Genomic DNA, 20,073 nt, shown 5'->3' with positions numbered 1-20,073 from the left:
TTTTAGCTTTGCCGCTCTCTCATACCCATTCCCCGCTGCGCACCTGCTTATCCCACTCAGCAATAGCGGCATCCCGCCGTGACGTGGCGTTGCGCTCAAAGAAGATGTCGCACAGCCAGTGCTCGTTTTCGGGCTGCTGCGCCCAGCGGATCAGCGAATTACAGGCGGCGCGCTCGCCTTCCTCGATACAGTCAGTCGGGGTCTTGTCGGCTTCGGCTAGGAATTGAGGGAAGCGGACGGCATTCTGGTCGGGTACTGCGTGTAGATGTGACATTCAACCTCCTAGCCCTTGGCGACGAGCAACAGCCCTATCGCGCCCAGGCACAGAATGGCGGTGAGGGTTAACTCCAGGGTGGCGGGCATTACGGCGCTGGCCTCATGCCTGGGCAAATTTCGGCAGCGTTGCCGCGATAATCGGGGTGACCGGTGCGGTGGTGCGGGTCAATGCCCCGCGCTTCCTCAGCAGCCCAAACGGCCACTTCCTGGCAGTATTTGCGGTGCATCCGCTCGTTGTCGGAGGCGTCTAACTTGGTGGCGACGATCATGCTGCCGATAATGGCAGCGAGGGCGATAAGGCTAAGCGCTCTCGAAGTCATGGCGGGTTACCTTGTGTATGAGTTCTTGTGGATAGCCGTAGCGCTTGGCGGCGCGCTTGGCGCTTCGGCGGCTGGAATAGAGGCCAAGATCCGGCCTTGGCGTGATGATCTCTCCGCGCTTTTCACGGATCAGGTAGCGGGCTGTCACAACTCCCAGACCTCCTTGAGCTGCTTTTTCAGCTCCATCTCAGCGCGCCGGTGGTCTAGCTCTACCCGCGTGCGATAGAGACGCGATGCGGCACACTCGTTGGCGTGGAAGGTTTCGGGGTCGTTGTGGCGGCGGGCGGTTTCAGTCGGTTTCATTGGTCACCTCTCTCAGAATTGGGCGCGCTGCCTCGTTACTCGTCGCAGTGCCAACGGCTTGGAGTTAAAGGGGAAGCAGCGCGGGCATGGCGACTCAGCAAGAGGCCATGCCGTAAAAAAGCCCGCTGGGCGCGGGCGAATGCTTGCTCTTCCTGAGCGGACACGTGATGCCGGGTGGCATCGGGAAGGGTGCTTGTCGCTACCAAGCGCTGGCTTTGTGACTTCACCGTTAAGACGGCTAGTATCCAGCTTGTCATGTACGTGAGACGCGCTACTCACGCTACAGGGCGCTTGCCCTTCACCCTTTCCGATGCGCCCTGAACTAGCCAGGGCGCGCACACAAGTTCCAATGGGGCCCTTGCGGGCTTGCGTTAGAGCATGATGCAGCCTCCTGAATCCGGCTCTTGATCAAATGGGCTGGCCGGTGACACCCTAGCTTTTGGTTGCGGTAGTGTTTGCCGTCATCGGGGCGGACGCAATGCCGTTTGATCCCCTGATAGCGTGATGCAGTGGCCCTATCTTTTCGTTCCATTAACCCCCACCGATAAGGCATACGGGAGCACCCGCTTTGGGGCGTATCTTTCACTGCATCGGGAAGCTGGCTGGCGAGAATGCTCATTACTTCATCCATGCCTTCGCTGGCATCGTCGCGCCAGTACCACCCAGCTTCCCGATGCCCGCTCTATTCTCAGCCGAACGGGCAGGCTCTAGGCCGCGTTACCCAGCGGATCGGGTCATTGCTCTTTCCAGTCAAATTCGTCTACTTCATCGTCTGATAGATCAGCATCACGCCAGTCTATTCCAGCAAGGAAGGCTAATTCTTCAGCCACTTGCTCTCGCTCAAAGCCTTTCGCTGAATCAATCTTGCTGCACCACTCGTCGTATTCCTCTTCAGTCAGCTCAACCTCACCCATTAGTGTCGCTCGGGCCTGAATACTGAACTGAACAACGCGCTTTTCGCCCATACCCACCTCCTGTTGATTAGCGGCTAGCTCTGGATTGCTGCTCTATCTGGAGCATGCATGCCGCCAAACGGCCTGATTTATCATGCTCATCGGCTCCGATGAGTATTAACGTGTTACCGTTTTCGTCGGTCGTCATCACCGATTCGGAGCCTAGCTCTCTCGCCCTCGACTTTAGAGCCGAAATAGCTGGGTCTAAAACTCTGTTCGCCATAATGCTCTCCTGTGTAATTCGTGAAGCATCGGGATGGGTGGCCGGTAACGATCCGGCCCCGTCTCTGGCACCATTGGCTAGCACTCCGATGCCTAGCTGCTCTCACCTGTGAGCTACACCCATCCCGATGCCCGCTCAGTGAACGGGCTAAGCCGGTACTGACCCCGGCGTGGTCTTTATCCAACGTGGGCTCGCTACGCCCTGGTGCCAACCGCTGCCCCACGTCTGTTAGGGGCCGCCCCGCTTGGGTATCGTTGGAATCACCTAGCCTGTAGGTGGATGCATTGGCCCAAGCACCGGGGGATCGCAGATTGTGTAAAGAGCCATGGCGGGCTGTCTGTTTCGCTGTGCGTCAGCGCCGCTGCCATGACTCAAATGTAAGCCATACTTACCTAAGCCGTCAACACAAAAGTAAGCATAGCTTTCAATAAAAATGTAAGCCCTTGTTTCCACGCGCACAAAAAAGCCCGCTCAATGGCGGGCTTGGTTAGCTGTGCTTATTTTGAGGGGGTTTTACTGCCTTCGGAGGGTCATTTGCGCCATGACCACACCAATGATTCGGCAATCCTCGGTGAAGTCCATGTATTGCTCTCGCCAATCCTTATTGAGCACCTTTAGCATTGGGCCTACACCTGGCTCAATGATATAGCGCTTGAACGTGGCCTCTGCTCCGCCGTGCTGCTCGCACTGAACAACCACGTCGTCACCGGAGACGGGCTCAACGTCAGGATCGACAAAGATCAGTGTTCCCGGCGGGTACACTTCGATCATTGATTCGCCACGCACGCGCAGCCCAAACGCTCTTGGGCCGCAGGTCGGCGGCGCTGGGTAGTATTCGAGGTCATCACCCACGGGGCAAAACGCCTCCGTCCATGCTCCGGCTTGCACCCAACTGATCAGAGGCACCTGGCCTCGCATCTTGGGGGCTTCGTCAAATTCATCCGTCTTGACGCCTGAGCCAGTAAAGAAATAGATCAGCGGCTTGCCTGTTGCGGTCGCTACGTTGCGCAGGTTCTCCGCTGACGGGCTGGTACGCCCTTTCTCCCACTGAGCTACCGCCGGACGAGAAACGCCCAGTACGGCGGCCAACTGCTGCTGTGTAAGCCCCGCCTCTTTTCTGGCTCGCGTTATTCGCTGCCCTACCTTCTCGTCTTCGGTCATGCCTTCACCAATAGGCGTGTAATTGCCCCTTAGTCTGAAAGCATCGCTTACATCTGGCAACGGAAGAATGCCTTGCCCGATTGGGTAAGTATGGCTTACACTTTGACCAAATACGTTAAGCATGGATTTCCCTATGACCCCGGAACAAGCAATGCAAGAGGCGCTTCGCCTAGCTGGCGGCCCGGTTGCTCTCTCCCGATCCATCGGGATCAGCTCTCAGGCCATCTCCCAATGGAAGGTCGTTCCGGCAGCTCGGGTTATGGCTGTTGTGAAAGCCACCAAAGGAAAGATCAAGGCTAGCCAATTGCGTCCTGACGTGTTCGGCGCTGTTGCCGCCTAACCACACCCCTATTTTAGCGCCTCTCAAAATCACCTGAGAGGACACGGAAAGCAGGAGTTTAACCCATGGATTCATATACAGCAGGGCTACGGGAAGCGGCCTTTGAGTACGGCGTCAAGAAGCTGGCCTACCAGCTCGATATGTCGGAATCGCGCCTCTACAAGAAGCTCGACCCCGATGGCCCGGTATCTCTGACCCTGGCCGACTTCTTCCGCATCAACCGGATTCTGAAAGACACGCGCTGCATCGATCGCGCGCTGGAAGACCTTGGCATGGTGGCCACGCCGATCAGCCAGGACGCGGACGCATTCGAAGGCGAAATTCGCGAACTGCTACTTGATCAGCACGAGCAAGCCGCTCGCTTTGTTGCCGCCGTTCGAGAGGCGAAGCGCGATGGCGTTATCAGTAGCGAGGAATTGGAGGAGATCAAGCGTCAACGCCATGAACTGGCGGTGTTCGGCAACACGGTCATGAGCCGCATCGAGGCGATGCACAAAAACGGGACGACCACCCTGGCGGCGGTCAAGTAATGAAAAAGCCCACGAAAGCTGGGGAGCTGGTGGGCCATTCACTGGAGATACACAAAATGAATGAACTAAATATAAGCCACTCGACGGCGCATGTCCAGACCATTTTCCGGCAGCTAAAAGACTTGCCCCGCGAGGAGCGTCTGGCTGCCTTTGATGACTCGCTCATGGAGCGTCAGGTCATCGAATCGCTTGAATACCCTATCACTGAGACATTTGACGAGTACCAGAATCGCGTCTGGCAGGAGTTACAACTATGAGCATCAAGGTTTCCTCAATGGTCTGGGAGAAGTGGCCAAACGGCGGTTCTGAGATGCTCTGCATGCTGGCTCTTGCTGACTGGTGCAACGACGAAGGCGGCTCACTCTACCCGTCAATGAAAGCGCTCGCCAAGAAAATGCGCGTTAGCGAATCCCAGGCCCGCCGGGTCATGCACAACCTCATCGCCAAGGGCTTTGTCCGCGTTATTGGCAATGCCAATGGCGGCGCGCCGGGCTCAACTCGACAGTACCATTTGAACGTCAAAATGGTCGCCGAAATGCCTGAGTACGGAACCGATACGGGTAGCACTGGTGCGAGGGGTAGCGCCGATGCGAGGGGTCGCATGGATGCGCGAGACGGGTCGCATGGGTGCGCGGAGACGGGTAGCACCCATGACACCCTAACCGTTATTGATCCGTTAGAAGAACCGTTATTAAAACCACATGTAGCATCTGGCGATGCAACGAGTGGATACACGGCGGAATTTGAGGTGTGTTGGAAGGCGTATCCGAAGCGCCACAAGCCTGATAACAAGAAATCAGCATTCAAGAAATGGCAAGCCCGCATCAACGAAGGCGTGAAGGCTGAAACCCTGATCCAGAGCGCGACCCGGTACGCCAGCGATTGCGAGCAAGAGGGTATTGCTGGCACCCGGTACGTGAAGCTAGCCGCTACGTTCTTCGGCCCAGACGAGCATTGGCGCGAGTTTGCTGGCACCGCGAAAGTTCATAAGCTCGACGACCACCGCAACCGTCCCGAGACGCTGGACGTGGATATCAAGTACACGCCCAGCCGTGGGCGCGCCCTGCCTGCCGGATGCGCCCAGCCTGACGACGATGGCAATCTGACTCTACCCGACGGCACCCAGTGCCATATCGACGAGTGGGACGCTGGCACCGTGACGTGGGGGAATCAAGCATGACGCCCTCAGAACTCAAGGATCGCCTCGCCCAGCGAGCGGAAACCGTCGCTACCTACCTGCTACCCAACGGCAAGAGAGAAGGCCACGAATGGCGCGCTGGTGATGTTCATGGCGCATCCGGCAAAAGTCTGGGTGTCCACCTTACTGGCGATAAAGCTGGCGTGTGGTGCGATTTTAGCGCCGACCAGGGCGGCGACCTGCTGGATCTCTGGTGCGCCGTAAAGGGTTGTGACCTCAAGACCGCGATGGACGACGCCAAGGACTGGCTGGGTATTCGTGACGTGAAGCTGTCCGAGCCCAAGCGCCAGAAAACGTACAAGCGGCCCGAGCGCCCGGCTAGCGTCAAGAGGCTCCAGCCATCCAGTCCAGTGATGGAGTACCTGCGTAGCCGTGGGCTGACAGACCAGACTATCCAGACGTTCCGGGTCGCGGAGGATGGCCGGGACATAGTGTTTCCGTACCTGCGCGGTTCCGAGCTGGTTTTCATGAAATGGATTGGGATCGACCGCAAGGATGGCAAGAAAAAGATCCGAGCCAGTGCCGAGTCAGAGCCCTGTCTTTTCGGTTGGCAAGCTATCCCATCGACCGCTCGCACCGTCACGATCACCGAAGGCGAGATTGATGCCATGAGCGCGTCACAAGCGGGATACCCAGCTCTCTCGGTTCCGTTTGGTGGTGGTGAAGGTGAGAAGCAGCGCTGGATCGAACACGAATTCGACAACCTTGATCGTTTCGACATGATCTACCTAGCGCTGGATAACGACGACCAGGGGCGCGCTGCCACCAAGGAGATCATCAAGCGATTGGGGCGTGAGCGTTGCTCTATCGTTGAGCTGCCCAGCAAGGACTGGAATGAAGTCCTGACCGGGATGATTCCTGACGAAGTTATCGAGCGTTGCTACAAGAACGCCAAATCCCTAGACCCTGAAAAGCTGGTCAGCGTAGATGCGTTCCGCGATGACGTTCAAAACGAGTTTGCCAACCCGGTTGAGGTCGCAGGAATGCCATTGCCGTGGGACAAGGCGCGGGATCTTCTGCGTTTCCGCCCGACTGAAACCACCGTATGGACGGGGTGGAATGGCCACGGTAAGTCTCAGCTACTCGGCTTCATCGGACTGACAGGCATGGTCAAGGAAGGCGAGAAGTTCTGCATCGCTTCAATGGAAATGCCAGCCAAGCGCACGCTTTCCCGCATGGTTCGCCAAGCCGCAGGCACCAACTCCCCGGCCAGCGGCTACATCGACGGTATCCTGGATGCGCTGACTAGCAAGCTCTGGATCTATGACCAGATGGGTAGTGCCAACCTTGATGAGATGTTGGCCGCGTTCAAGTACGCCGCGAAACGCTACGGCGTCGGCCATTTCATTGTGGATTCTCTATCCAAGTGCGGCCTTGGCGAAGAGGACTACGACGCGCAGAAGCGAGCTATCGACCGCCTAACCTCGTTTGCCCACGAAATGGAAGTTCACATACACCTCGTCGCCCACCCTCGCAAAGGAATGGACGAGGATCGCCCACCCAACAAGCTCGACGTTCGCGGCGGTGCCGCCCTTACTGACATGGCCGATAACGTGGTTACGGTTTGGCGCAACAAGCCCAAAGAGCGCGAGGCTGAAAAGCTCCACCACGGCGAAGAGATCGAGCCCAAGTATCAGGAACAAGGCGACGTTCGCATGATTGTCTCCAAGCAGCGCGCTACCGGGCAGGAGGGGAGCGTGGCGCTCTGGTTTGACTCCATGAGCAACCAATACCTCGGAAAGCCCACGCATCGCCCCACCCCGCTTGTGAGCTGGTCGAGCCGACAGGAGGCTGCCGCATGACTTTATCCGTAAAACAACGTGCCCAGCTCCGCGCCAAAGGAATCGTCGTTCGCATCGAGTACGGCAAAGAGGCGCTGAACATAACTCCTGAGTCAGTGAGAGAGCTTCTTGAGTACAACCCCGCGACAGGGATCTTTATTTGGCGAGAGCGTGGAGAGCATTGGTTTAAGAGCCCAGGAAACCAAAAGGCATGGAATACAAGGTTTGCTGGTAGGCGTGCCGGATCTCTCTATACCGACTCGAAAACAGGTTACCAGGTTCGTGCTATCAAAATAATGCACGTCAGGTTTTCCGAGCATCGGCTTGCATGGATGTGGATGAAAGATGACCCGGTACCGCCGCAGATAGACCATCGCAACCGTGATGCTACGGACAATAGATGGAGCAATCTGCGCGCATCTAGCAGGACTGAGAATAATCGGAATAAATCGAAGTATCGAATAAATACGAGCGGGGTGTCTGGGGTTTCTTGGGTGAAGGCGCGCAAGAAATGGGTTGCCAGAGTGAGGGTCAATAGTGCTCTGCATTTCTTAGGAGCTTTCGTGGAGCTGGATGAGGCGGCAATGGAGGTTATGGAATTCCGCGTCGAGAGCGGATTTGACCCAGGGCATGGACTTGAATTCGCTCCACATTTAAAGGATGTCTTCTAATGCCACAGCACCTTACTTATAGCCAGATAGCTGCTCTGAAGCGTCGCAACATAATTGTTCGGATTGAATTCCAAAACAAAACTGTCCTGTGCTGGGATCGAGGGCATGAGCGCTACTACACGGCAGGCGAGCTAAAGCAGCTGGCGAAACCGGGCTTTATGGATCGCTTCACGGCCTGGATTGGAGGTGCGGCATGAACATCAACCGCGACACACGCCGCAAGCGCATCCAGTGCTACGGCTACACGCCGGAAGAGGCCGATAACTGCCCGGTGGGCAAGCCGCTCTGGATGTACCGCATTGAGCAAGAAGAGGGGCGCAGCCTGCGCTCCATCCTCAAGGAAGCAGCGGCCACGGCACGCGATACCGGCTACACGCTGCGCGACCTAGCGCGGGAGTGGGAAGTGAATCACGCCACGCTCCTATTTTGGGCGCACAAGTGGGGAATCCGCTTTCCCTGTGGCGTGAGCAGCTTACAAAAAGAGGCAGCGTCACGCACGGCGCACCGGGTTAATCAGCGCAGGAGGGGCGCGGCATGAGAGGAGAGCCAGCAAATTGGGAGGCTGTCGAATTGGCCTTTATCGAGGAGGTCTATGCAGACCCCGAGTGGAGCGCTAAGCGCATCGCCGCGCACCTGGAGCGCACCACGGCCCAAATTTACTCAGCGGCCAAGATGCTAGGCGTGCAGCGGCCAAAGCGGCGCCTGGACTATGACCGCATCGCTGAGCTAAAGGCTAAGGGCTTGGGTGACGAGGCTATCGCCATGCAGCTGCAATGCAGCAAGGGCGGTGTGCAAGGGGCGCTGCGAGTGCTCAGCGGATCTGCCAAGAAGCGGTTGAGCCGCATCGCGATAGAGCGCACCAATAAACCCTGGAGCGGCGAAGAGCTGGCATTCCTGGCAGAAGTGTATCCAAAGCCCGAATGGTTCGTGCTGCGTATCGCTAAAGAGCTTCGTCGTAGTGAGGCAAGCATTTACCGCAAGGCGCACGATTTAGGGCTTAAAAAGGGAGAGGCGGCGTGAGCAAAGACAAACCCTACGTATCACGCGCCCAAAACCTGCAGGAAGCTATGGCGGCCATCGGACGGCTGCCATCCGTGCTGACGCAGGCTATCCAGCAGTGGGGCCAAGTCGAGATCGTAATCCAGAAGCACGAGCCGAAGCGCAGCCTGGATCAAAACCGCCTGCAGCGCTTGTGGTGCAAGGAAGCCGCCGCGCAAGGCGACTGCGATGCCGAGTGGTATCGCGGTTACTGCAAGTATCACTTCGGCCTCGCCATCCTGTGCCGCGACTCTGACGCCTACCGTGAGGCCTGTAAGCGTGTACTGGGCAGCCTGAGCTATGAGCAGCGCATCGAATTGATGATGGAGCCGCACGATTACCCGGTAACCCGCGCTATGAGCAAGAAGCAGAAAACCGAATACCTGGACCGGTGCTGGCAGCACTTCACAAGCCTGGGTATGCGCCTGACTGATCCAGGGCTGAAAGGGATCAATCCGAACGAATATCGGGAGGTGGCGTGAGCTGGCACAAACACTTGGACACTTCATGGTTCCGCAGTGATTACGCAGCCGCAGCAATGCCTCACGACGAGAATGGGTGCGTGACAGGTAACTACTGGCTGGCTTGGCCGCCATACATCACTGACGACAAAAGCGACCCCGGCAGCCTGGATAAAATTCTACGCCGTCGATTTAAGACGCTTGAGGCGGCAATGGCGCACGTTGATAAAGCATGGCCGCTTGGCGAGGAGACTACGTGATGCTTAAAGCCGTTCGCATCGAATCAAAACACATTCGCAACGCCGCCCGAGGTGAGCAATGCACGCTAGGCATCATTGGCGTCTGCAACGGCAATCCTGAGACAACCGTATTGGCCCATTTGCCGGACGAAAGCCACGGCATGAGCCGTAAGAGCGACGATATTTCCGCAGTGTTCGCTTGCCATGCCTGCCACGACTGCATCGATGGGCGCACTAAGTGGCCGCACGGCGACGCTGGGCCGCGTGAGTGGTATATGCGCCGCGCCCAGACGCGGACGCTTCGCCGCCTGGTGGAGCTAGGCGTTGTGACTATCAAAGGGGTAACGCTATGACCCTATGGAGCATCCCTGCTTTTCTCATCATGGGCACCGCTGCGGTGATTGCCTTCGCCGCTTTCATCTTTAAAGACCTGGACGACATGGGCGAACCCCGCGAGGAGGATCAATGGTAACCGTCTACACCACCGACAACTGCCCGCAGTGCTTTACGACGAAATTGGCACTCAAGAAGCGCGGCATCGTGTTTGAGCATATCGACATTACCGGCAATGCGGCGATGCGGGAAAAGCTCAAGAGCCGCGGCCACCGGTCCATGCCTGTCGTTGTGACAGATACCGACGAGTGGGCGGGGTTTCTGCCGCATAAGATCAATGCCATCGGGGGTGATGAGTGATTGTCGGCATAGACCCAGGTCAGAGCGGCGGGATTGCGTATATCCACGAGTCAGGCGCGGCCTCATTCGCGTATCCGATGCCGGTGGCTGGCAAAGAGATCGACGGGCATACCATTGCAGCGCTACTGCGTGAGTGGCAGCCAAGCGTGGTTTACGTGGAAAAAGTACATTCCATGCCCAAGCAAGGCGTTGCCAGCACGTTCAAGTTCGGCATGGGGTACGGCGTCATTATCGGCATTTGTGACGCCCTAGGGCTGCCTTATCGCCTCGTTACGCCCCAGGCATGGAAAAAACAGGTGCTTGCGGGCACGACTAAAGACAAGGACGCGGCCATCTCATTCGTTCGCCGCGCATATCCGCACGTTAATCTTACGCCAGGCGCTAAGCGCAAGCCCCATGATGGCATGGCTGATGCGCTATGCATTGCTGAATTTGGTCGCCATCTAATGGCTAAGGGGGATGCGTGAGCGCGAAGCTAAGAGATCATCTCGCAGGGCTGTTTAAGGACGCCGAAAAAGTCAGCGATGAACAGCGCGCATACTGGCAGGCTGAAAGCGACCAGATTTTTATGCTTGAGCCTAGCGTGGTGACCAGGTGCCTTACGTGCGGGCACGTCGCCTACATGGCCCGCATGGGCTGCTGTAACCGGGAATGCCCAGACCAGCCAATGGCCATCAATGTCAGCCACTACTACGAGAACTACCAAGGCCAGTTGCTGCGCCCTGGCATTGACTGGGTACCACTTGAGCAGCGACCGCTAACGGAGTGGACGTGATGAAGTGGAGGCTCAAAGACAAGGCCAATGACCGCGCTATCGTCAGCGATTGCGGCAACTACCAGATTAGCCGCTTCACATTGGGTGGCGCGGATCTGTTCACGGTGTACTGCAGCGGAAAAGAGATTGGTGACGCACAGAACGGCAATGAAGCGCGGCGCATTGCAGAAAAGCATAGCAAGGGGGTGGTATGACGTACTTGAGCAGCAATCCGCGCATTGCGTGGGCAATGGCGTTTGAGAGCGGTATTCGCACCCAGGCGGCGGCAGACCTTGAGGAGGCGGGCGCTAAGGTGCAAACCAGCGGCGCTAAGAGCGGTGGCTGCTATGGCGACCACTACACGCCGGTTTATTCCGCTATCAAGCGCATGGAGCGTGAGGAGCCGTTACTGGCTGCTGTGGGGCATTGGCTGAGTCTGGCGGATACGGGCGCGGCTAACCAGCATCTTGACGATGTGGCCGAGGCTGTTTTGGCGCTGTACATCGAGAAAACGCCGGAATGGGCAGGCTATCGCAAGGCCCGCAAAGAGCGAGTGGAGGCGCTTATCCAGGCCCGCATGATGCAGGATCGTAACGACATGGACGGAAGCCGCCCGCTGTGGCAGCCGAAAGAGGTTTGCTTCTACTGCCGGGAGTTTATGGGCGTTAAGATTGTCGCCAAGAATTGGCTGCAGGATGGATGGCACCGCGAGTGGTCAAAGATCGGCGACATTATGGCTTCACTGGAAAGCCAGGCCATGGAGCCGATATACAGGGTGATAAAAGAAACCAACCGGCTGTATAAAAAAGCAGCATAAATCCTTGACCCCCAAATAAGGTTCGGATAAAGTATTAATTACTAAGCTGGACAAATTGCGCTTCACCAGCCCTTGATTCTAAGGCTCGCCCCAACCGGCGGGCCTTTTTGCTTTCCGATCTACCATGCGTAGAAGCGGATACGGCCCCGTTATGCGCGGCCAGTCTTAACACGGCCCCCATCATTGCCTCGGCAGTGCTTGGGGGTTTTTTATTATGCCGCCTCCGGCTATGACCCCGGGCAAACACAGGGCGGCTCCCTTTTCGATCTTGCCGCCCTTCCCTGCGGCTTTTTTATTTCTGAGGTGACCAATGGCTACCAGCCTAAAACAACGGTTGGTGGCCTCGGTCATCGACCGCGAAGGTGGTTACGTATCGCATAAATCTGATCGCGGTGGCCCGACCAATTACGGCATCACCCAGGCCGTGGCGCGTGAGAACGGCTACCACGGCGATATGCGCAACCTTCCCCGCTCCCTGGCGGTAAAAATCTACGAGGCTCGCTACTGGAACAGCATCCGCCTGGATCGTATCGCGCCGATTAGCGCAACGCTTGCCGAGTACCTGTTTGATTTTGGCGTCCACTCTGGCCCAGGTCGTTCAGCCCAAGAGCTGCAGCGCACATTGAACGTGCTCAATAACCGTGGGCGTCTATTCCCTGACCTCAAGGTGGATGGCGCTATCGGGCCCAGCACGCTGAATGCCCTCGCTGACTATCGTAAGCATCGCGGTGGTGCTGGCATCCATGTACTGGCTGAGTCGATCAACGGCGTGCGCATTGCGTTCTGCCGGGGTCTGGCTGAGCGTGACGAGCGGCAAGAAGACTTCGCTTACGGATGGTTCAAGCGGATCGTTAATTTGCGTAACGACGTAGAGAGTGACTACGGCGAGCGCTTAGCTGTTTCGCTCTATTCCGAAATTGATACAGGGGGCGCCTAATGCCATGGCGAAATTCCGGACTGATACAGGAGGTGCTGCTGGCGTTAGGCACGTCAGTGGCAGTCGTTATGGGTCTACTCGCTAAAATCGCACATGAGGTCAAGAGCGGCGAGCGTGAGCGCTTCTTTACGCGCCGCTTGTGGCTTGATGCGCCTGCGCTGGTCGTCATGATCACGATGGCTGCAGGTATCAACGTCTATTTCAACCTGGACGGCTGGCCAGCGGCGGCTATTGCTGGTGTGTGCGGCTGGGCTGGGCCTCGCAGTATTGACCTGTTGTTAATGGCGGCGGCTGATCGCGTGAGGGGTGCGAAGAAATGAACCTGATCCCTGAGTGGCGAGCATCGCACCGAATGTGGTCGGTGCGCCTCGGTATCGTGGCCGCCCTACTCTATGGTCTGCAGCCCGTGCTCCCGCATTGGGAGGGCGTCATCCCCGAATGGGCCTATGCCTTGCTAGCGTCCGCGGTGGCTGTCGCTGGTGTCGTGGCCCGCCTGATCCCCCAGCAACCTGTCGAGCAAGAGCGACGCCGGAGGAAGCCCGATGTTTAGCACGATCTGGAGCAAGGTCGCCGGAGCCCTGGTCGCTGTCATTGGCCTGCTCGGCGCTGCCCTGTTGTACACCAGTGGCCAGCGTGATCGAGCCAAAGAGGCGGCCAGTCGCGCCAAAGCCGAGGCCAAGAGCAAAAGCGCCGTGCTCGAGGCCGAGCGAGCCATTGACCACGCCAGAGCGCAGGCTCGGCAGAAATCAGCGGAGACGCAACGTGAAGCCGATCAACGCCCTGCTGGCAGCCGCCCTACTGGCACTCTGCGCCGTTAGTGGCTGCACCACCACCGAATACATCCACGTCATACCTGAATGCACGCCACCGCCGCAGCCCGCGCTGCCCGAGATCGACCGGGGCGAGCTATGGGACGCACTGGGTGACGACCGTTACCGCGAGCTGGAGCGCTATATCAATGGCGTATGGGCGTTTTCAGACGAGCAAGGCGCGCTGCTGGATTCGTTGTGCGAGTAGACGCCTGTCGGCCTGGGTGCGTGTTCGCTGGATTGTGGGCGCTTTCCTGCTGTCGGCGTACTGGCATCGCAAGTGAAAGCTGTACAAGAGCGGCGAATAATTAGACGCGCTTTTGAATAGGTGCCCAATATCACGGGCAATAATCTACATGAGCTGTACAAGGGTAACGACATGACCAAGAAGGCTGCCAAAGAGGCTGTCGCGCTGACGGCTCGGCAGTCGAGATTTGTTGATGAGTACCTGATTGATTTGAATGCTACCCAGGCGGCAATACGTGCTGGTTATAGCGCAAAAGGAGCAAATGCAACGGCTGCGCGTCTGTTAGCAAACGTTAGCATTCAGGCTGCAATTCAGGAGCGGATGAAAAAGCGTGAGCAGCGTACAGAAATAACGCAGGACCGCGTGCTGCAAGAGCTGGCCCGAATTGGTTTTGCTGACCTTCGCGAAGTATTCACAGATACCGGCAACCTACGCCGACCAGAAGAGTGGTCGGACGCCTTGGGGGCGGCCGTCTCCGCCGTAGAGGTTGTTGTCAGGCCATCGGGCGAATACGACGAAGATGGTCGGCCCGAGGTTGAGCATGTCCACAAGATTAGGCTGTGGGACAAAAACAGCGCTCTAGAGAAGATTGCCCGGCACCTGGGAATGTTTGCCGACACCGGTGTTGGCGACAAGAGCCGCCCAATCCACGTTGAGATAGTTAACCCACATGCCTCAAATTGAACCCTCCTGCCCGCAGTTCGATTACATCACGGCAGAGGAGCCATTCCCGGCAATGGTAGCGGGGTTTGGGGCGGGTAAGACTGAGGCGGCGGTTCTTCGCTCTATTATCGGCAAACTGGCCTACCCGACGCTGAATCGCGGATTCTACGAGCCCACCTACGACCTAGTGCGTATGATCGCCTTCCCGCGCTTTGAGGAGGTGCTGACGCGACTGGATATACCGTACAAGCTCTACAAAACGCCGCTGAACTACATCAGCATCGAGGGCTACAGCAACATCTTCTTCAGGTCGATGGACGCCCCGCAGCGGATTATCGGCTATGAGCATGGCGATGCTGACGTTGACGAGCTGGATACGCTCAAGGCCAAAGATGCCGCCGAGGTATGGCGAAGAATCCTGTCGCGTAATCGCCAGAAGAAGCCCGACGGCAAGCCAAACACAATTGGCACCACGACAACGCCCGAGGGGTTCCGCTTTGTCTACCAAACGTGGAAGCAAAACCCGCGACCCGGCTACCGGATCATCCAGGCGCCTACGGAATCCAATCCTCACCTACCAGAAGGTTACATCGACTCGCTAAGGGCGATATACCCAGAGGCGCTTCTGCAAGCCTACTTGATGGGCGAGTTTGTCAACCTGACTAGCGGCACCGTTTATCACACGTTTAGCCGCGAGCTAAATGCCAGCGACGCAGTGGAGCAGCGTGGCGAGCATCTTCATGTAGGCATGGACTTCAACGTCCAGGCCATGAGCGCCGTGATCCACGTTATCCGCGACGGTGACCCGATTGCTGTTGGTGAGCTAACTGGCGTGCTGGACACACCCGCCATGATTGAGCTGCTAAAGGCTCGCTATCCAGAGCATAAGCTGACGATTTACCCCGATGCTTCTGGTAAGGGACGCAAGACAGTAGACGCATCGACAAATGATCTCGCACTGCTTAGGCAGGCTGGCTTTTCGGTGCAGGTTGATAACGCCAACCCAAGTGTTCGTGACCGCGTGCTAGCCATGTGCTCCGCGTTCAGCAACGCCAAGGGTGAGCGCCGCTATCGCGTTAACGTTAAGCGGTGCCCTGAGTACACGTCCTGCCTGGAGCAACAGGCTTACGACAAGCACGGCGCGCCGGATAAAACGCAAGGCTTGGACCACGCGCCCGATGCGGCTGGCTACTTTGTTCACCGCATGTTCCCCATCCACAAGCCACGTGCTGGCATGAAACGAATCGGAGGCCTCGGATAATGGCGGTCACATCGCAAAAACCGCAATTTACCGCCATGATTGACGAATGGCAGGAAATGGAAGATGCCCTTATCGGGCCGCGTGCCATCCTGGAAGGCGGCATTACCTACCTGCCCAAAACCTCGGGCATGATTGAGGCCGAATCCCTAGCGGCAACGGATAACAGCCCGCTAACGGTCGAGCAGGCTAAGCAGCTCTACCTCGCGTACAAGCGACGCGCCGAATATCCGCTGTGGGTGAAAGACTCGCTTCGCACGATGATCGGCTTGGTATCTCGGCAAGAGCCGGAGATTGTGCTGCCGGATCGCATGAAGGCGCTGGAGCATGAGGCTACCTGTGATGGCTTTGGCCTAAAGCAGCTCTACCTCCGCATCGTCTCTGATTTGCTGACCAAGGGCCGCAAGCCGCTATTGGCTGAGTTCGACGACGCAGGCAATCCCTACATCGCCACCTACACCGCCGAAACAGCCCCCAATTGGCTCACATCGAACGTTGGCGGTCGCCAAGACCTAACGCTAGTGGTGTTCAGCGAGAAGCGCCTCAAGGAAGGCGGCGGCGCTGATGAGTTCAAGCCCGAATATGAGACGGTCTATCGCGTACTGGACTTGATCGACAACCGGTACCGGGTGCGCATCCTCAATGAAGCGGGAAATCCAATTGAAGCAGAGGAGTACCCCGGCTTAGTGGGTGGCAGCCAATCAACACCACTGAACTTCATCCCGGTCGTGTTCGCTGGCAGCACTGACAACAATCCCGACGTTGACGAGACCCCGCTGCAAACGATGGCCAAGGCGGCGCTGAAGTATTACCAGCTCAGTGCCGACTACTACGCCGCGCTCCACTACACGGCTCACCCGCAGCCGTGGATTAGCGGCATGGGTGCAGACGACGATATCCGCGTCACCGGCCCGATGGCGGCCTGGATGCTGCCCAAGGATGCCCAGGCCGGTTATCTTGAGTTCCAGGGCGCAGGCATCGAGGCGTTGCGCAAGGCTATGCAGGATCAGCAGAACGCCGCCGCTGAGTCAGGCGCTAAGGTGATCGACATTGGTGGTCAGGAGTCAGGCGAGGCGCGTAAGGCTCGACAGGCAGATCAGCACAGCGCTTTGTATTCGGTGTGCATCACTGCGGCTGAGGCTGTGGAGCAGCAATTAAAATACATTGCCTACTGGATGGGGATTGATCCCGATTTAGTGACGTTCAAAGTTGAGCCTGAATTCTCAGTGCAGGAAGTGGACGCGGCTATGCTCCAGGTGGTCTCGAATATCGTTCTGTCTGGCGATGCGCCAAGGGCGGTGCTGTATGACGCGCTACGGAAGATTGGCCTAACCGACCTTGCTGACGATCAGCTCGACATAATGAGAGAAGGCGGTGAGGTGATGCCGCGTCTTGAGGATGCCTAATGCCAAACGACCGCGAATCACGGCGCATTGCTCAGGAAGTCGTGGTCGAGGCTATCACCACGCACACGGTGTGGTTGCATCGTGCTAGCAGCGCCCAAGTTAACCGCATGGTGGCTGAATTTGATGAGCTAGCGGGAGAGTTGGCCGCCAAGCTTGCCGAGCGCCTGGATAACCTAGCGCCTGCCGAACTTGCCGCGTTTAGCCGTGGGCGATACACGACCGACCGGCTTAAAGGTCTGCGCAACCTGATTGACCAATGGGCTGAGTCGCTAGCAACGGCGGTCACCGCTGAAAATGCCAAGTCGCTCGAAGAGCTGGCCGGTTATGAGGCTGGCTTTGCTCGCAGCTTGGTAGCCGATGCCGTTACCGGTGCGGTAGCCGCTGCCCCTGCCGCCGCTGCTGTGTATGAGTCGGCCATGCAGCAGCCAGTGCTAGGCCAGATGGTTGAAGATATGTTTGACGAGGTGCCTAGGCGTACCCGCAACATCGTTTACAGCCAGATCAGGCAAGGCATTAGCAACGGCAATACGAATCAGCAGATCATTCGAGCGCTGCGCGGCACCAAGGCGCTCAAGTACAAGGATGGCGCGCTGAACTGGACGCGCAACGAGATTGATAACTTAGTTCGCACCAGCCGTGGGCATGTCAGCAATGTGGCGTACGAATCGACCTATGAAGCGCTTGGTGTTGAAGAAGTCGTTGACGTGGCCACGATTGATTTTAGGGTCACAAAATATTGTGCTTCGATAGATGGCCGTAGGCACAAGGTCGGTACCGCTCACCCCAGGCCCCCGTATCATTATCGTTGTCGCACAGTCCAGGCCCCGTCGTTCGGTGCCAATATCATGGGCCAGCGGCCCTACGTCAAAGCATTCAAGCCAGTTAGCCAGATACCCAAAGATCAGCGTCCCGAAGATATGATTGGGCAGGTATCGGCAAACACCAAGTGGCCGCAATGGTTCGCACGGCAACCGGCCAGCTTGCAGCGTGAATGGCTTGGCCCTACCCGCTACGAGCTTTACAAGAAAGGCGGCTACAAAATTGAGCGGTTCAGCGACCCGCTTGGCGGTGAGCTGACGATTGCCGAGCTGCGCGCTCGCGACCGTGAAACGTTTGAAAGGCTGTTCGCCGACGCTGCATAGGTTAAGCTGAGGCAATGACACCCTGCGATGCGCAATTTCACACTTGGTGGCAATGCTGGCAGCGGCAACAAGCGGGCATTGCTACCTTTCACGACCTGATCATCATGAAGATGACTTGGGAGCTGAGCATGGCCATGCAGCGCAAGCTTGGCGCGCTGGATGACTAGTGGCTTGATAAGGGTGATAGTTTAGAGTACGGTTTCTGCTACGTGTGGTTTTGGTGCCCGACCAGATCACCGACGCTATTCAACGCCCTGGCTTATTGCCGGGGCGTTTTCGTATGCGGTGTAAAAAGTGCCAAAAAACGGCCAAAATCGGCGTTTAAATTGCTCCAGATATAAATATTGGTAGTGAAGAATGGTCTTCACTGTCATTAATTATCGGAGAAAAAAATGACGCCAATCCAAATCATACGTATCAATCATCCCGCCGCAGGCTTCGTAATTCATCTTGAGCAACTATCTTGCAGCAATATCAAGGCCCACCTTTTCGACTCGAGGTTCCCCACCTTTCCTGAAACCGTGTTCGCCAGCAGCCTAGAATCCGCGCTTGTAGGGTGCTGCAAGCTTATTCGAACCCAGCGGCATCGCGAAGCGCACTGCATCAGGCTCTATAAAGATCCAGATATGCTCACCAACGAGTTGATTCTATCGGTGCTCAGCCGCTACATGATGTGGTCTCGCGACGTGCGATACGTTTAACCACCCTGCCCGCCTTCGAGCGGGCATTTTCATATCAGCCCTGGCATTCGCCGGGGCTTTTTTGTAGCCGATGGAGGCGAAATGGATCAATTCACAGACCTTGAGCTACTGGCCGAGTTATTACGCCGCAACAGTGACCGATTAGCAGGCTCTCCAGTGAAACGCACCTACGTCACGCCGCACACTGATCTATGCATTGGCATCGGCCCTGATCACACCGCGAGCATCACGCTTGATAACGACGCGCTTGAAGAGCTTCGGCGCCTCACGTAACCCCAGCTCTTTCTAACAGGCTGCCCTCGGGCGGCCTTTTTTGTTTCCGCTTCCCGGTGAGACGCCGGGCAGCATCCACCAGCCCGAGACGGGCGAATCAAACGAGAGGTTTGATCTCATGGCATTACCCTTTGAAGTCGACAGCCTGGATAACATTCCTGAAACGGTGCGTGACCAATACGTTGAGGCCGAAGGCGGTAAGTTTCGCCTCGACCTGGATGGTTACGAAGACCCTACGGGCTTGAAGTCGGCCCTGGAAAAAGAGCGCAGCGAGAAGAAGGAGCGCGACCGTCAGCTACGCGAGATGCAAAAGCAATTCGACGGCATCGACCCGGAAAAAACTCGCGAAATGCTCTCGCGCCTGGAGCAGGACGAAGAGGCCAAGCTGATTGCAGAAGGCAAGATGGATGAAGTCATCCAACAGCGCACCGAACGCATGCGGGCCGACTATGACCGCAAGCTGACCGACGCGCAAAAGGAGGCAGAAGCCGCAAAGACGTTTGCCGGAAAATTCCGGTCTCGCGTTCTGAGCGACGAAATCCGCAGCGCGGCCGCCAAGGTCGGCATCGTGGATACCGCTGTCACTGACGCCGTTTATCGAGCCAAAGACCTGTTTGAAGTAGACGACGAAGGCAATGTCGTACCCACCGAGGCGGCTGGTCTTGATGCCAGCGGCAAACCCTTAACCCCTGAATCATGGCTGGAATCAATGCGCGACAGCGCGTCTCACTGGTTCCCAACGCCCAAGGGCGGCCAAGCACCTGGTAATGATGGCAAAGGCGGCGGCCAGAAGCGGTCTGCAATGACTGCCGAGCAAAAGCACGCCTACATCCAGAAGCACGGCCAGCAAGCCTATCTGCGACTTCCTGCTTGAGGTAA

At 57.3% G+C, this 20,073-nt stretch carries 36 protein-coding genes; 29 read left to right on the top strand and 7 right to left on the bottom strand.

What is annotated here, in order from left to right; translation table 11 throughout:
- Positions 1-19 precede the first annotated feature (19 nt).
- The 7 genes from BIS10_RS01205 to BIS10_RS01175 all read right to left on the bottom strand — a co-directional run bounded on the left by BIS10_RS01205 (position 20) and on the right by BIS10_RS01175 (position 3,236).
- A complete protein-coding gene (locus BIS10_RS01205; RefSeq protein ID WP_253501611.1) occupies positions 20-274 on the bottom strand; it encodes a hypothetical protein in 255 nt (84 codons plus the stop codon).
- Positions 275-362: 88 nt separating this feature from the next.
- Positions 363-596, bottom strand: a complete 234-nt coding sequence (locus BIS10_RS01200) for a hypothetical protein (protein ID WP_253501608.1) — start codon at positions 594-596, stop codon at positions 363-365.
- Positions 577-744 carry a hypothetical protein gene (locus tag BIS10_RS01195; RefSeq protein WP_253501606.1) on the bottom strand — a complete coding sequence of 56 codons (168 nt, stop codon included), beginning with the start codon at positions 742-744 and terminating at the stop codon, positions 577-579. Before BIS10_RS01195 ends, BIS10_RS01200 begins: the two co-directional genes overlap by 20 nt.
- Complete coding sequence (locus tag BIS10_RS01190) at positions 741-899, bottom strand: hypothetical protein (RefSeq protein ID WP_253501603.1); 159 nt, start codon at positions 897-899, stop codon at positions 741-743. Before BIS10_RS01190 ends, BIS10_RS01195 begins: the two co-directional genes overlap by 4 nt.
- 35 nt (positions 900-934) lie before the next feature.
- A complete protein-coding gene (locus tag BIS10_RS01185; protein ID WP_253501600.1) occupies positions 935-1,156 on the bottom strand; it encodes a hypothetical protein in 222 nt (73 codons plus the stop codon).
- Between the two features lie 477 nt (positions 1,157-1,633).
- Positions 1,634-1,864 (bottom strand): hypothetical protein, encoded by a 231-nt coding sequence (locus BIS10_RS01180; RefSeq protein ID WP_253501598.1) that lies wholly within the window; start codon positions 1,862-1,864, stop codon positions 1,634-1,636.
- A gap of 724 nt (positions 1,865-2,588) precedes the next feature.
- Positions 2,589-3,236 carry a LexA family transcriptional regulator gene (locus BIS10_RS01175; protein ID WP_253501595.1) on the bottom strand — a complete coding sequence of 216 codons (648 nt, stop codon included), beginning with the start codon at positions 3,234-3,236 and terminating at the stop codon, positions 2,589-2,591.
- Positions 3,237-3,369: 133 nt separating this feature from the next.
- Between BIS10_RS01175 and BIS10_RS01170 the strand changes: the two genes are divergently transcribed.
- The 29 genes from BIS10_RS01170 (at position 3,370) to BIS10_RS01035 (ending at position 20,068) form a co-directional block, all read left to right on the top strand.
- A complete protein-coding gene (locus BIS10_RS01170; protein ID WP_174788524.1) occupies positions 3,370-3,576 on the top strand; it encodes a Cro/CI family transcriptional regulator in 207 nt (68 codons plus the stop codon).
- 65 nt (positions 3,577-3,641) lie between these two features.
- Positions 3,642-4,106: a phage regulatory CII family protein gene (locus BIS10_RS01165; RefSeq protein WP_253501592.1), complete on the top strand. Its 465-nt coding sequence runs from the start codon at positions 3,642-3,644 to the stop codon at positions 4,104-4,106.
- A 56-nt stretch (positions 4,107-4,162) separates the two neighbouring features.
- Positions 4,163-4,363 (top strand): hypothetical protein, encoded by a 201-nt coding sequence (locus BIS10_RS01160; protein WP_253501589.1) that lies wholly within the window; start codon positions 4,163-4,165, stop codon positions 4,361-4,363.
- A complete protein-coding gene (locus BIS10_RS01155) occupies positions 4,360-5,286 on the top strand; it encodes a helix-turn-helix domain-containing protein (RefSeq protein WP_253501587.1) in 927 nt (308 codons plus the stop codon). The genes BIS10_RS01160 and BIS10_RS01155 overlap by 4 nt, the downstream gene beginning before the upstream one ends.
- A complete protein-coding gene (locus BIS10_RS01150; protein WP_253501585.1) occupies positions 5,268-7,106 on the top strand; it encodes a toprim domain-containing protein in 1,839 nt (612 codons plus the stop codon). The genes BIS10_RS01155 and BIS10_RS01150 overlap by 19 nt, the downstream gene beginning before the upstream one ends.
- The gene (locus BIS10_RS01145) at positions 7,103-7,756 is read left to right on the top strand and encodes an HNH endonuclease (protein WP_253501583.1); all 654 of its coding nucleotides are present in this window, start codon (positions 7,103-7,105) and stop codon (positions 7,754-7,756) included. The genes BIS10_RS01150 and BIS10_RS01145 overlap by 4 nt, the downstream gene beginning before the upstream one ends.
- A 193-nt stretch (positions 7,757-7,949) precedes the next feature.
- Entirely contained in the window at positions 7,950-8,294 is a 345-nt protein-coding gene (locus tag BIS10_RS01140) for a hypothetical protein (protein ID WP_253501581.1), read from the top strand.
- Positions 8,291-8,776, top strand: a complete 486-nt coding sequence (locus tag BIS10_RS01135) for a hypothetical protein (protein WP_253501579.1) — start codon at positions 8,291-8,293, stop codon at positions 8,774-8,776. The genes BIS10_RS01140 and BIS10_RS01135 overlap by 4 nt, the downstream gene beginning before the upstream one ends.
- Positions 8,773-9,276, top strand: a complete 504-nt coding sequence (locus BIS10_RS01130; RefSeq protein ID WP_253501577.1) for a hypothetical protein — start codon at positions 8,773-8,775, stop codon at positions 9,274-9,276. Before BIS10_RS01135 ends, BIS10_RS01130 begins: the two co-directional genes overlap by 4 nt.
- Positions 9,273-9,515 carry a hypothetical protein gene (locus tag BIS10_RS01125; protein WP_253501575.1) on the top strand — a complete coding sequence of 81 codons (243 nt, stop codon included), beginning with the start codon at positions 9,273-9,275 and terminating at the stop codon, positions 9,513-9,515. Before BIS10_RS01130 ends, BIS10_RS01125 begins: the two co-directional genes overlap by 4 nt.
- Positions 9,515-9,847 (top strand): DUF1364 domain-containing protein, encoded by a 333-nt coding sequence (locus BIS10_RS01120; RefSeq protein WP_253501573.1) that lies wholly within the window; start codon positions 9,515-9,517, stop codon positions 9,845-9,847. The genes BIS10_RS01125 and BIS10_RS01120 overlap by 1 nt, the downstream gene beginning before the upstream one ends.
- Positions 9,844-9,966 (top strand): hypothetical protein, encoded by a 123-nt coding sequence (locus BIS10_RS18855; protein ID WP_301281928.1) that lies wholly within the window; start codon positions 9,844-9,846, stop codon positions 9,964-9,966. The genes BIS10_RS01120 and BIS10_RS18855 overlap by 4 nt, the downstream gene beginning before the upstream one ends.
- Positions 9,960-10,187, top strand: a complete 228-nt coding sequence (locus BIS10_RS01115) for a glutaredoxin family protein (protein ID WP_253501571.1) — start codon at positions 9,960-9,962, stop codon at positions 10,185-10,187. The genes BIS10_RS18855 and BIS10_RS01115 overlap by 7 nt, the downstream gene beginning before the upstream one ends.
- Positions 10,184-10,654 carry a hypothetical protein gene (locus tag BIS10_RS01110; protein ID WP_253501568.1) on the top strand — a complete coding sequence of 157 codons (471 nt, stop codon included), beginning with the start codon at positions 10,184-10,186 and terminating at the stop codon, positions 10,652-10,654. Before BIS10_RS01115 ends, BIS10_RS01110 begins: the two co-directional genes overlap by 4 nt.
- Positions 10,651-10,962 carry a hypothetical protein gene (locus BIS10_RS01105; protein WP_253501565.1) on the top strand — a complete coding sequence of 104 codons (312 nt, stop codon included), beginning with the start codon at positions 10,651-10,653 and terminating at the stop codon, positions 10,960-10,962. The genes BIS10_RS01110 and BIS10_RS01105 overlap by 4 nt, the downstream gene beginning before the upstream one ends.
- A complete protein-coding gene (locus tag BIS10_RS01100; protein WP_253501562.1) occupies positions 10,962-11,156 on the top strand; it encodes a hypothetical protein in 195 nt (64 codons plus the stop codon). Before BIS10_RS01105 ends, BIS10_RS01100 begins: the two co-directional genes overlap by 1 nt.
- Positions 11,153-11,758 carry a hypothetical protein gene (locus BIS10_RS01095; protein WP_253501559.1) on the top strand — a complete coding sequence of 202 codons (606 nt, stop codon included), beginning with the start codon at positions 11,153-11,155 and terminating at the stop codon, positions 11,756-11,758. The genes BIS10_RS01100 and BIS10_RS01095 overlap by 4 nt, the downstream gene beginning before the upstream one ends.
- A 310-nt stretch (positions 11,759-12,068) precedes the next feature.
- Positions 12,069-12,695: a glycoside hydrolase family 108 protein gene (locus BIS10_RS01090; protein WP_253501556.1), complete on the top strand. Its 627-nt coding sequence runs from the start codon at positions 12,069-12,071 to the stop codon at positions 12,693-12,695.
- Positions 12,695-13,015, top strand: coding sequence for a phage holin family protein (locus tag BIS10_RS01085; protein ID WP_253501553.1), 321 nt, complete (start codon positions 12,695-12,697; stop codon positions 13,013-13,015). Before BIS10_RS01090 ends, BIS10_RS01085 begins: the two co-directional genes overlap by 1 nt.
- Positions 13,016-13,237: 222 nt before the next feature.
- A complete protein-coding gene (locus BIS10_RS01080; RefSeq protein WP_253501550.1) occupies positions 13,238-13,513 on the top strand; it encodes a hypothetical protein in 276 nt (91 codons plus the stop codon).
- The gene (locus BIS10_RS01075; protein ID WP_253501547.1) at positions 13,458-13,712 is read left to right on the top strand and encodes a hypothetical protein; all 255 of its coding nucleotides are present in this window, start codon (positions 13,458-13,460) and stop codon (positions 13,710-13,712) included. The genes BIS10_RS01080 and BIS10_RS01075 overlap by 56 nt, the downstream gene beginning before the upstream one ends.
- A gap of 171 nt (positions 13,713-13,883) precedes the next feature.
- Positions 13,884-14,435: a terminase small subunit gene (locus BIS10_RS01070; RefSeq protein WP_253501544.1), complete on the top strand. Its 552-nt coding sequence runs from the start codon at positions 13,884-13,886 to the stop codon at positions 14,433-14,435.
- Positions 14,422-15,675, top strand: coding sequence for a terminase large subunit domain-containing protein (locus BIS10_RS01065; protein ID WP_253501541.1), 1,254 nt, complete (start codon positions 14,422-14,424; stop codon positions 15,673-15,675). Before BIS10_RS01070 ends, BIS10_RS01065 begins: the two co-directional genes overlap by 14 nt.
- On the top strand, positions 15,675-17,078 hold the full coding sequence (locus BIS10_RS01060; RefSeq protein WP_253501538.1) for a DUF4055 domain-containing protein: 1,404 nt from the start codon (positions 15,675-15,677) through the stop codon (positions 17,076-17,078). Before BIS10_RS01065 ends, BIS10_RS01060 begins: the two co-directional genes overlap by 1 nt.
- Positions 17,078-18,220 carry a phage head morphogenesis protein gene (locus tag BIS10_RS01055; RefSeq protein ID WP_253501535.1) on the top strand — a complete coding sequence of 381 codons (1,143 nt, stop codon included), beginning with the start codon at positions 17,078-17,080 and terminating at the stop codon, positions 18,218-18,220. Before BIS10_RS01060 ends, BIS10_RS01055 begins: the two co-directional genes overlap by 1 nt.
- Positions 18,221-18,234: 14 nt before the next feature.
- Complete coding sequence (locus BIS10_RS01050) at positions 18,235-18,387, top strand: hypothetical protein (RefSeq protein ID WP_253501532.1); 153 nt, start codon at positions 18,235-18,237, stop codon at positions 18,385-18,387.
- A gap of 225 nt (positions 18,388-18,612) precedes the next feature.
- Positions 18,613-18,921, top strand: a complete 309-nt coding sequence (locus BIS10_RS01045) for a hypothetical protein (protein WP_253501529.1) — start codon at positions 18,613-18,615, stop codon at positions 18,919-18,921.
- Between the two features lie 81 nt (positions 18,922-19,002).
- Positions 19,003-19,194, top strand: coding sequence for a hypothetical protein (locus BIS10_RS01040; protein WP_253501527.1), 192 nt, complete (start codon positions 19,003-19,005; stop codon positions 19,192-19,194).
- Positions 19,195-19,312: 118 nt separating this feature from the next.
- Complete coding sequence (locus BIS10_RS01035) at positions 19,313-20,068, top strand: hypothetical protein (protein WP_253501525.1); 756 nt, start codon at positions 19,313-19,315, stop codon at positions 20,066-20,068.
- Positions 20,069-20,073 lie beyond the last annotated feature (5 nt).

The organism is Halomonas sp. 707B3, assembly GCF_024158645.1.
GTDB lineage: Bacteria > Pseudomonadota > Gammaproteobacteria > Pseudomonadales > Halomonadaceae > Vreelandella > Vreelandella lionensis.
Note: the sequence above shows the minus strand (reverse complement) of the source record. Positions and strands in the feature narration are given on the sequence as shown.

Bases quoted from the DNA above. Each gene is read 5' to 3' on its own strand.
- BIS10_RS01185 (WP_253501600.1), bottom strand. From the start codon at position 1,156: ATGACAAGCTGGATACTAGCCGTCTTAACGGTGAAGTCACAAAGCCAG.
- BIS10_RS01160 (WP_253501589.1), top strand. From the start codon at position 4,163: ATGAATGAACTAAATATAAGCCACTCGACGGCGCATGTCCAGACCATT.
- BIS10_RS01080 (WP_253501550.1), top strand. From the start codon at position 13,238: ATGTTTAGCACGATCTGGAGCAAGGTCGCCGGAGCCCTGGTCGCTGTC.
- BIS10_RS01140 (WP_253501581.1), top strand. From the start codon at position 7,950: ATGAACATCAACCGCGACACACGCCGCAAGCGCATCCAGTGCTACGGC.
- BIS10_RS01205 (WP_253501611.1), bottom strand. From the start codon at position 274: ATGTCACATCTACACGCAGTACCCGACCAGAATGCCGTCCGCTTCCCT.
- BIS10_RS01070 (WP_253501544.1), top strand. From the start codon at position 13,884: ATGACCAAGAAGGCTGCCAAAGAGGCTGTCGCGCTGACGGCTCGGCAG.
- BIS10_RS01040 (WP_253501527.1), top strand. From the start codon at position 19,003: ATGGATCAATTCACAGACCTTGAGCTACTGGCCGAGTTATTACGCCGC.
- BIS10_RS01170 (WP_174788524.1), top strand. From the start codon at position 3,370: ATGACCCCGGAACAAGCAATGCAAGAGGCGCTTCGCCTAGCTGGCGGC.
- BIS10_RS01175 (WP_253501595.1), bottom strand. From the start codon at position 3,236: ATGACCGAAGACGAGAAGGTAGGGCAGCGAATAACGCGAGCCAGAAAA.
- BIS10_RS01155 (WP_253501587.1), top strand. From the start codon at position 4,360: ATGAGCATCAAGGTTTCCTCAATGGTCTGGGAGAAGTGGCCAAACGGC.
- BIS10_RS01190 (WP_253501603.1), bottom strand. From the start codon at position 899: ATGAAACCGACTGAAACCGCCCGCCGCCACAACGACCCCGAAACCTTC.
- BIS10_RS01060 (WP_253501538.1), top strand. From the start codon at position 15,675: ATGGCGGTCACATCGCAAAAACCGCAATTTACCGCCATGATTGACGAA.
- BIS10_RS01100 (WP_253501562.1), top strand. From the start codon at position 10,962: ATGAAGTGGAGGCTCAAAGACAAGGCCAATGACCGCGCTATCGTCAGC.
- BIS10_RS01180 (WP_253501598.1), bottom strand. From the start codon at position 1,864: ATGGGCGAAAAGCGCGTTGTTCAGTTCAGTATTCAGGCCCGAGCGACA.
- BIS10_RS01200 (WP_253501608.1), bottom strand. From the start codon at position 596: ATGACTTCGAGAGCGCTTAGCCTTATCGCCCTCGCTGCCATTATCGGC.
- BIS10_RS01165 (WP_253501592.1), top strand. From the start codon at position 3,642: ATGGATTCATATACAGCAGGGCTACGGGAAGCGGCCTTTGAGTACGGC.
- BIS10_RS01120 (WP_253501573.1), top strand. From the start codon at position 9,515: ATGCTTAAAGCCGTTCGCATCGAATCAAAACACATTCGCAACGCCGCC.
- BIS10_RS18855 (WP_301281928.1), top strand. From the start codon at position 9,844: ATGACCCTATGGAGCATCCCTGCTTTTCTCATCATGGGCACCGCTGCG.
- BIS10_RS01050 (WP_253501532.1), top strand. From the start codon at position 18,235: ATGACACCCTGCGATGCGCAATTTCACACTTGGTGGCAATGCTGGCAG.
- BIS10_RS01095 (WP_253501559.1), top strand. From the start codon at position 11,153: ATGACGTACTTGAGCAGCAATCCGCGCATTGCGTGGGCAATGGCGTTT.
- BIS10_RS01090 (WP_253501556.1), top strand. From the start codon at position 12,069: ATGGCTACCAGCCTAAAACAACGGTTGGTGGCCTCGGTCATCGACCGC.
- BIS10_RS01115 (WP_253501571.1), top strand. From the start codon at position 9,960: ATGGTAACCGTCTACACCACCGACAACTGCCCGCAGTGCTTTACGACG.
- BIS10_RS01065 (WP_253501541.1), top strand. From the start codon at position 14,422: ATGCCTCAAATTGAACCCTCCTGCCCGCAGTTCGATTACATCACGGCA.
- BIS10_RS01135 (WP_253501579.1), top strand. From the start codon at position 8,291: ATGAGAGGAGAGCCAGCAAATTGGGAGGCTGTCGAATTGGCCTTTATC.
- BIS10_RS01145 (WP_253501583.1), top strand. From the start codon at position 7,103: ATGACTTTATCCGTAAAACAACGTGCCCAGCTCCGCGCCAAAGGAATC.
- BIS10_RS01035 (WP_253501525.1), top strand. From the start codon at position 19,313: ATGGCATTACCCTTTGAAGTCGACAGCCTGGATAACATTCCTGAAACG.
- BIS10_RS01045 (WP_253501529.1), top strand. From the start codon at position 18,613: ATGACGCCAATCCAAATCATACGTATCAATCATCCCGCCGCAGGCTTC.
- BIS10_RS01085 (WP_253501553.1), top strand. From the start codon at position 12,695: ATGCCATGGCGAAATTCCGGACTGATACAGGAGGTGCTGCTGGCGTTA.
- BIS10_RS01055 (WP_253501535.1), top strand. From the start codon at position 17,078: ATGCCAAACGACCGCGAATCACGGCGCATTGCTCAGGAAGTCGTGGTC.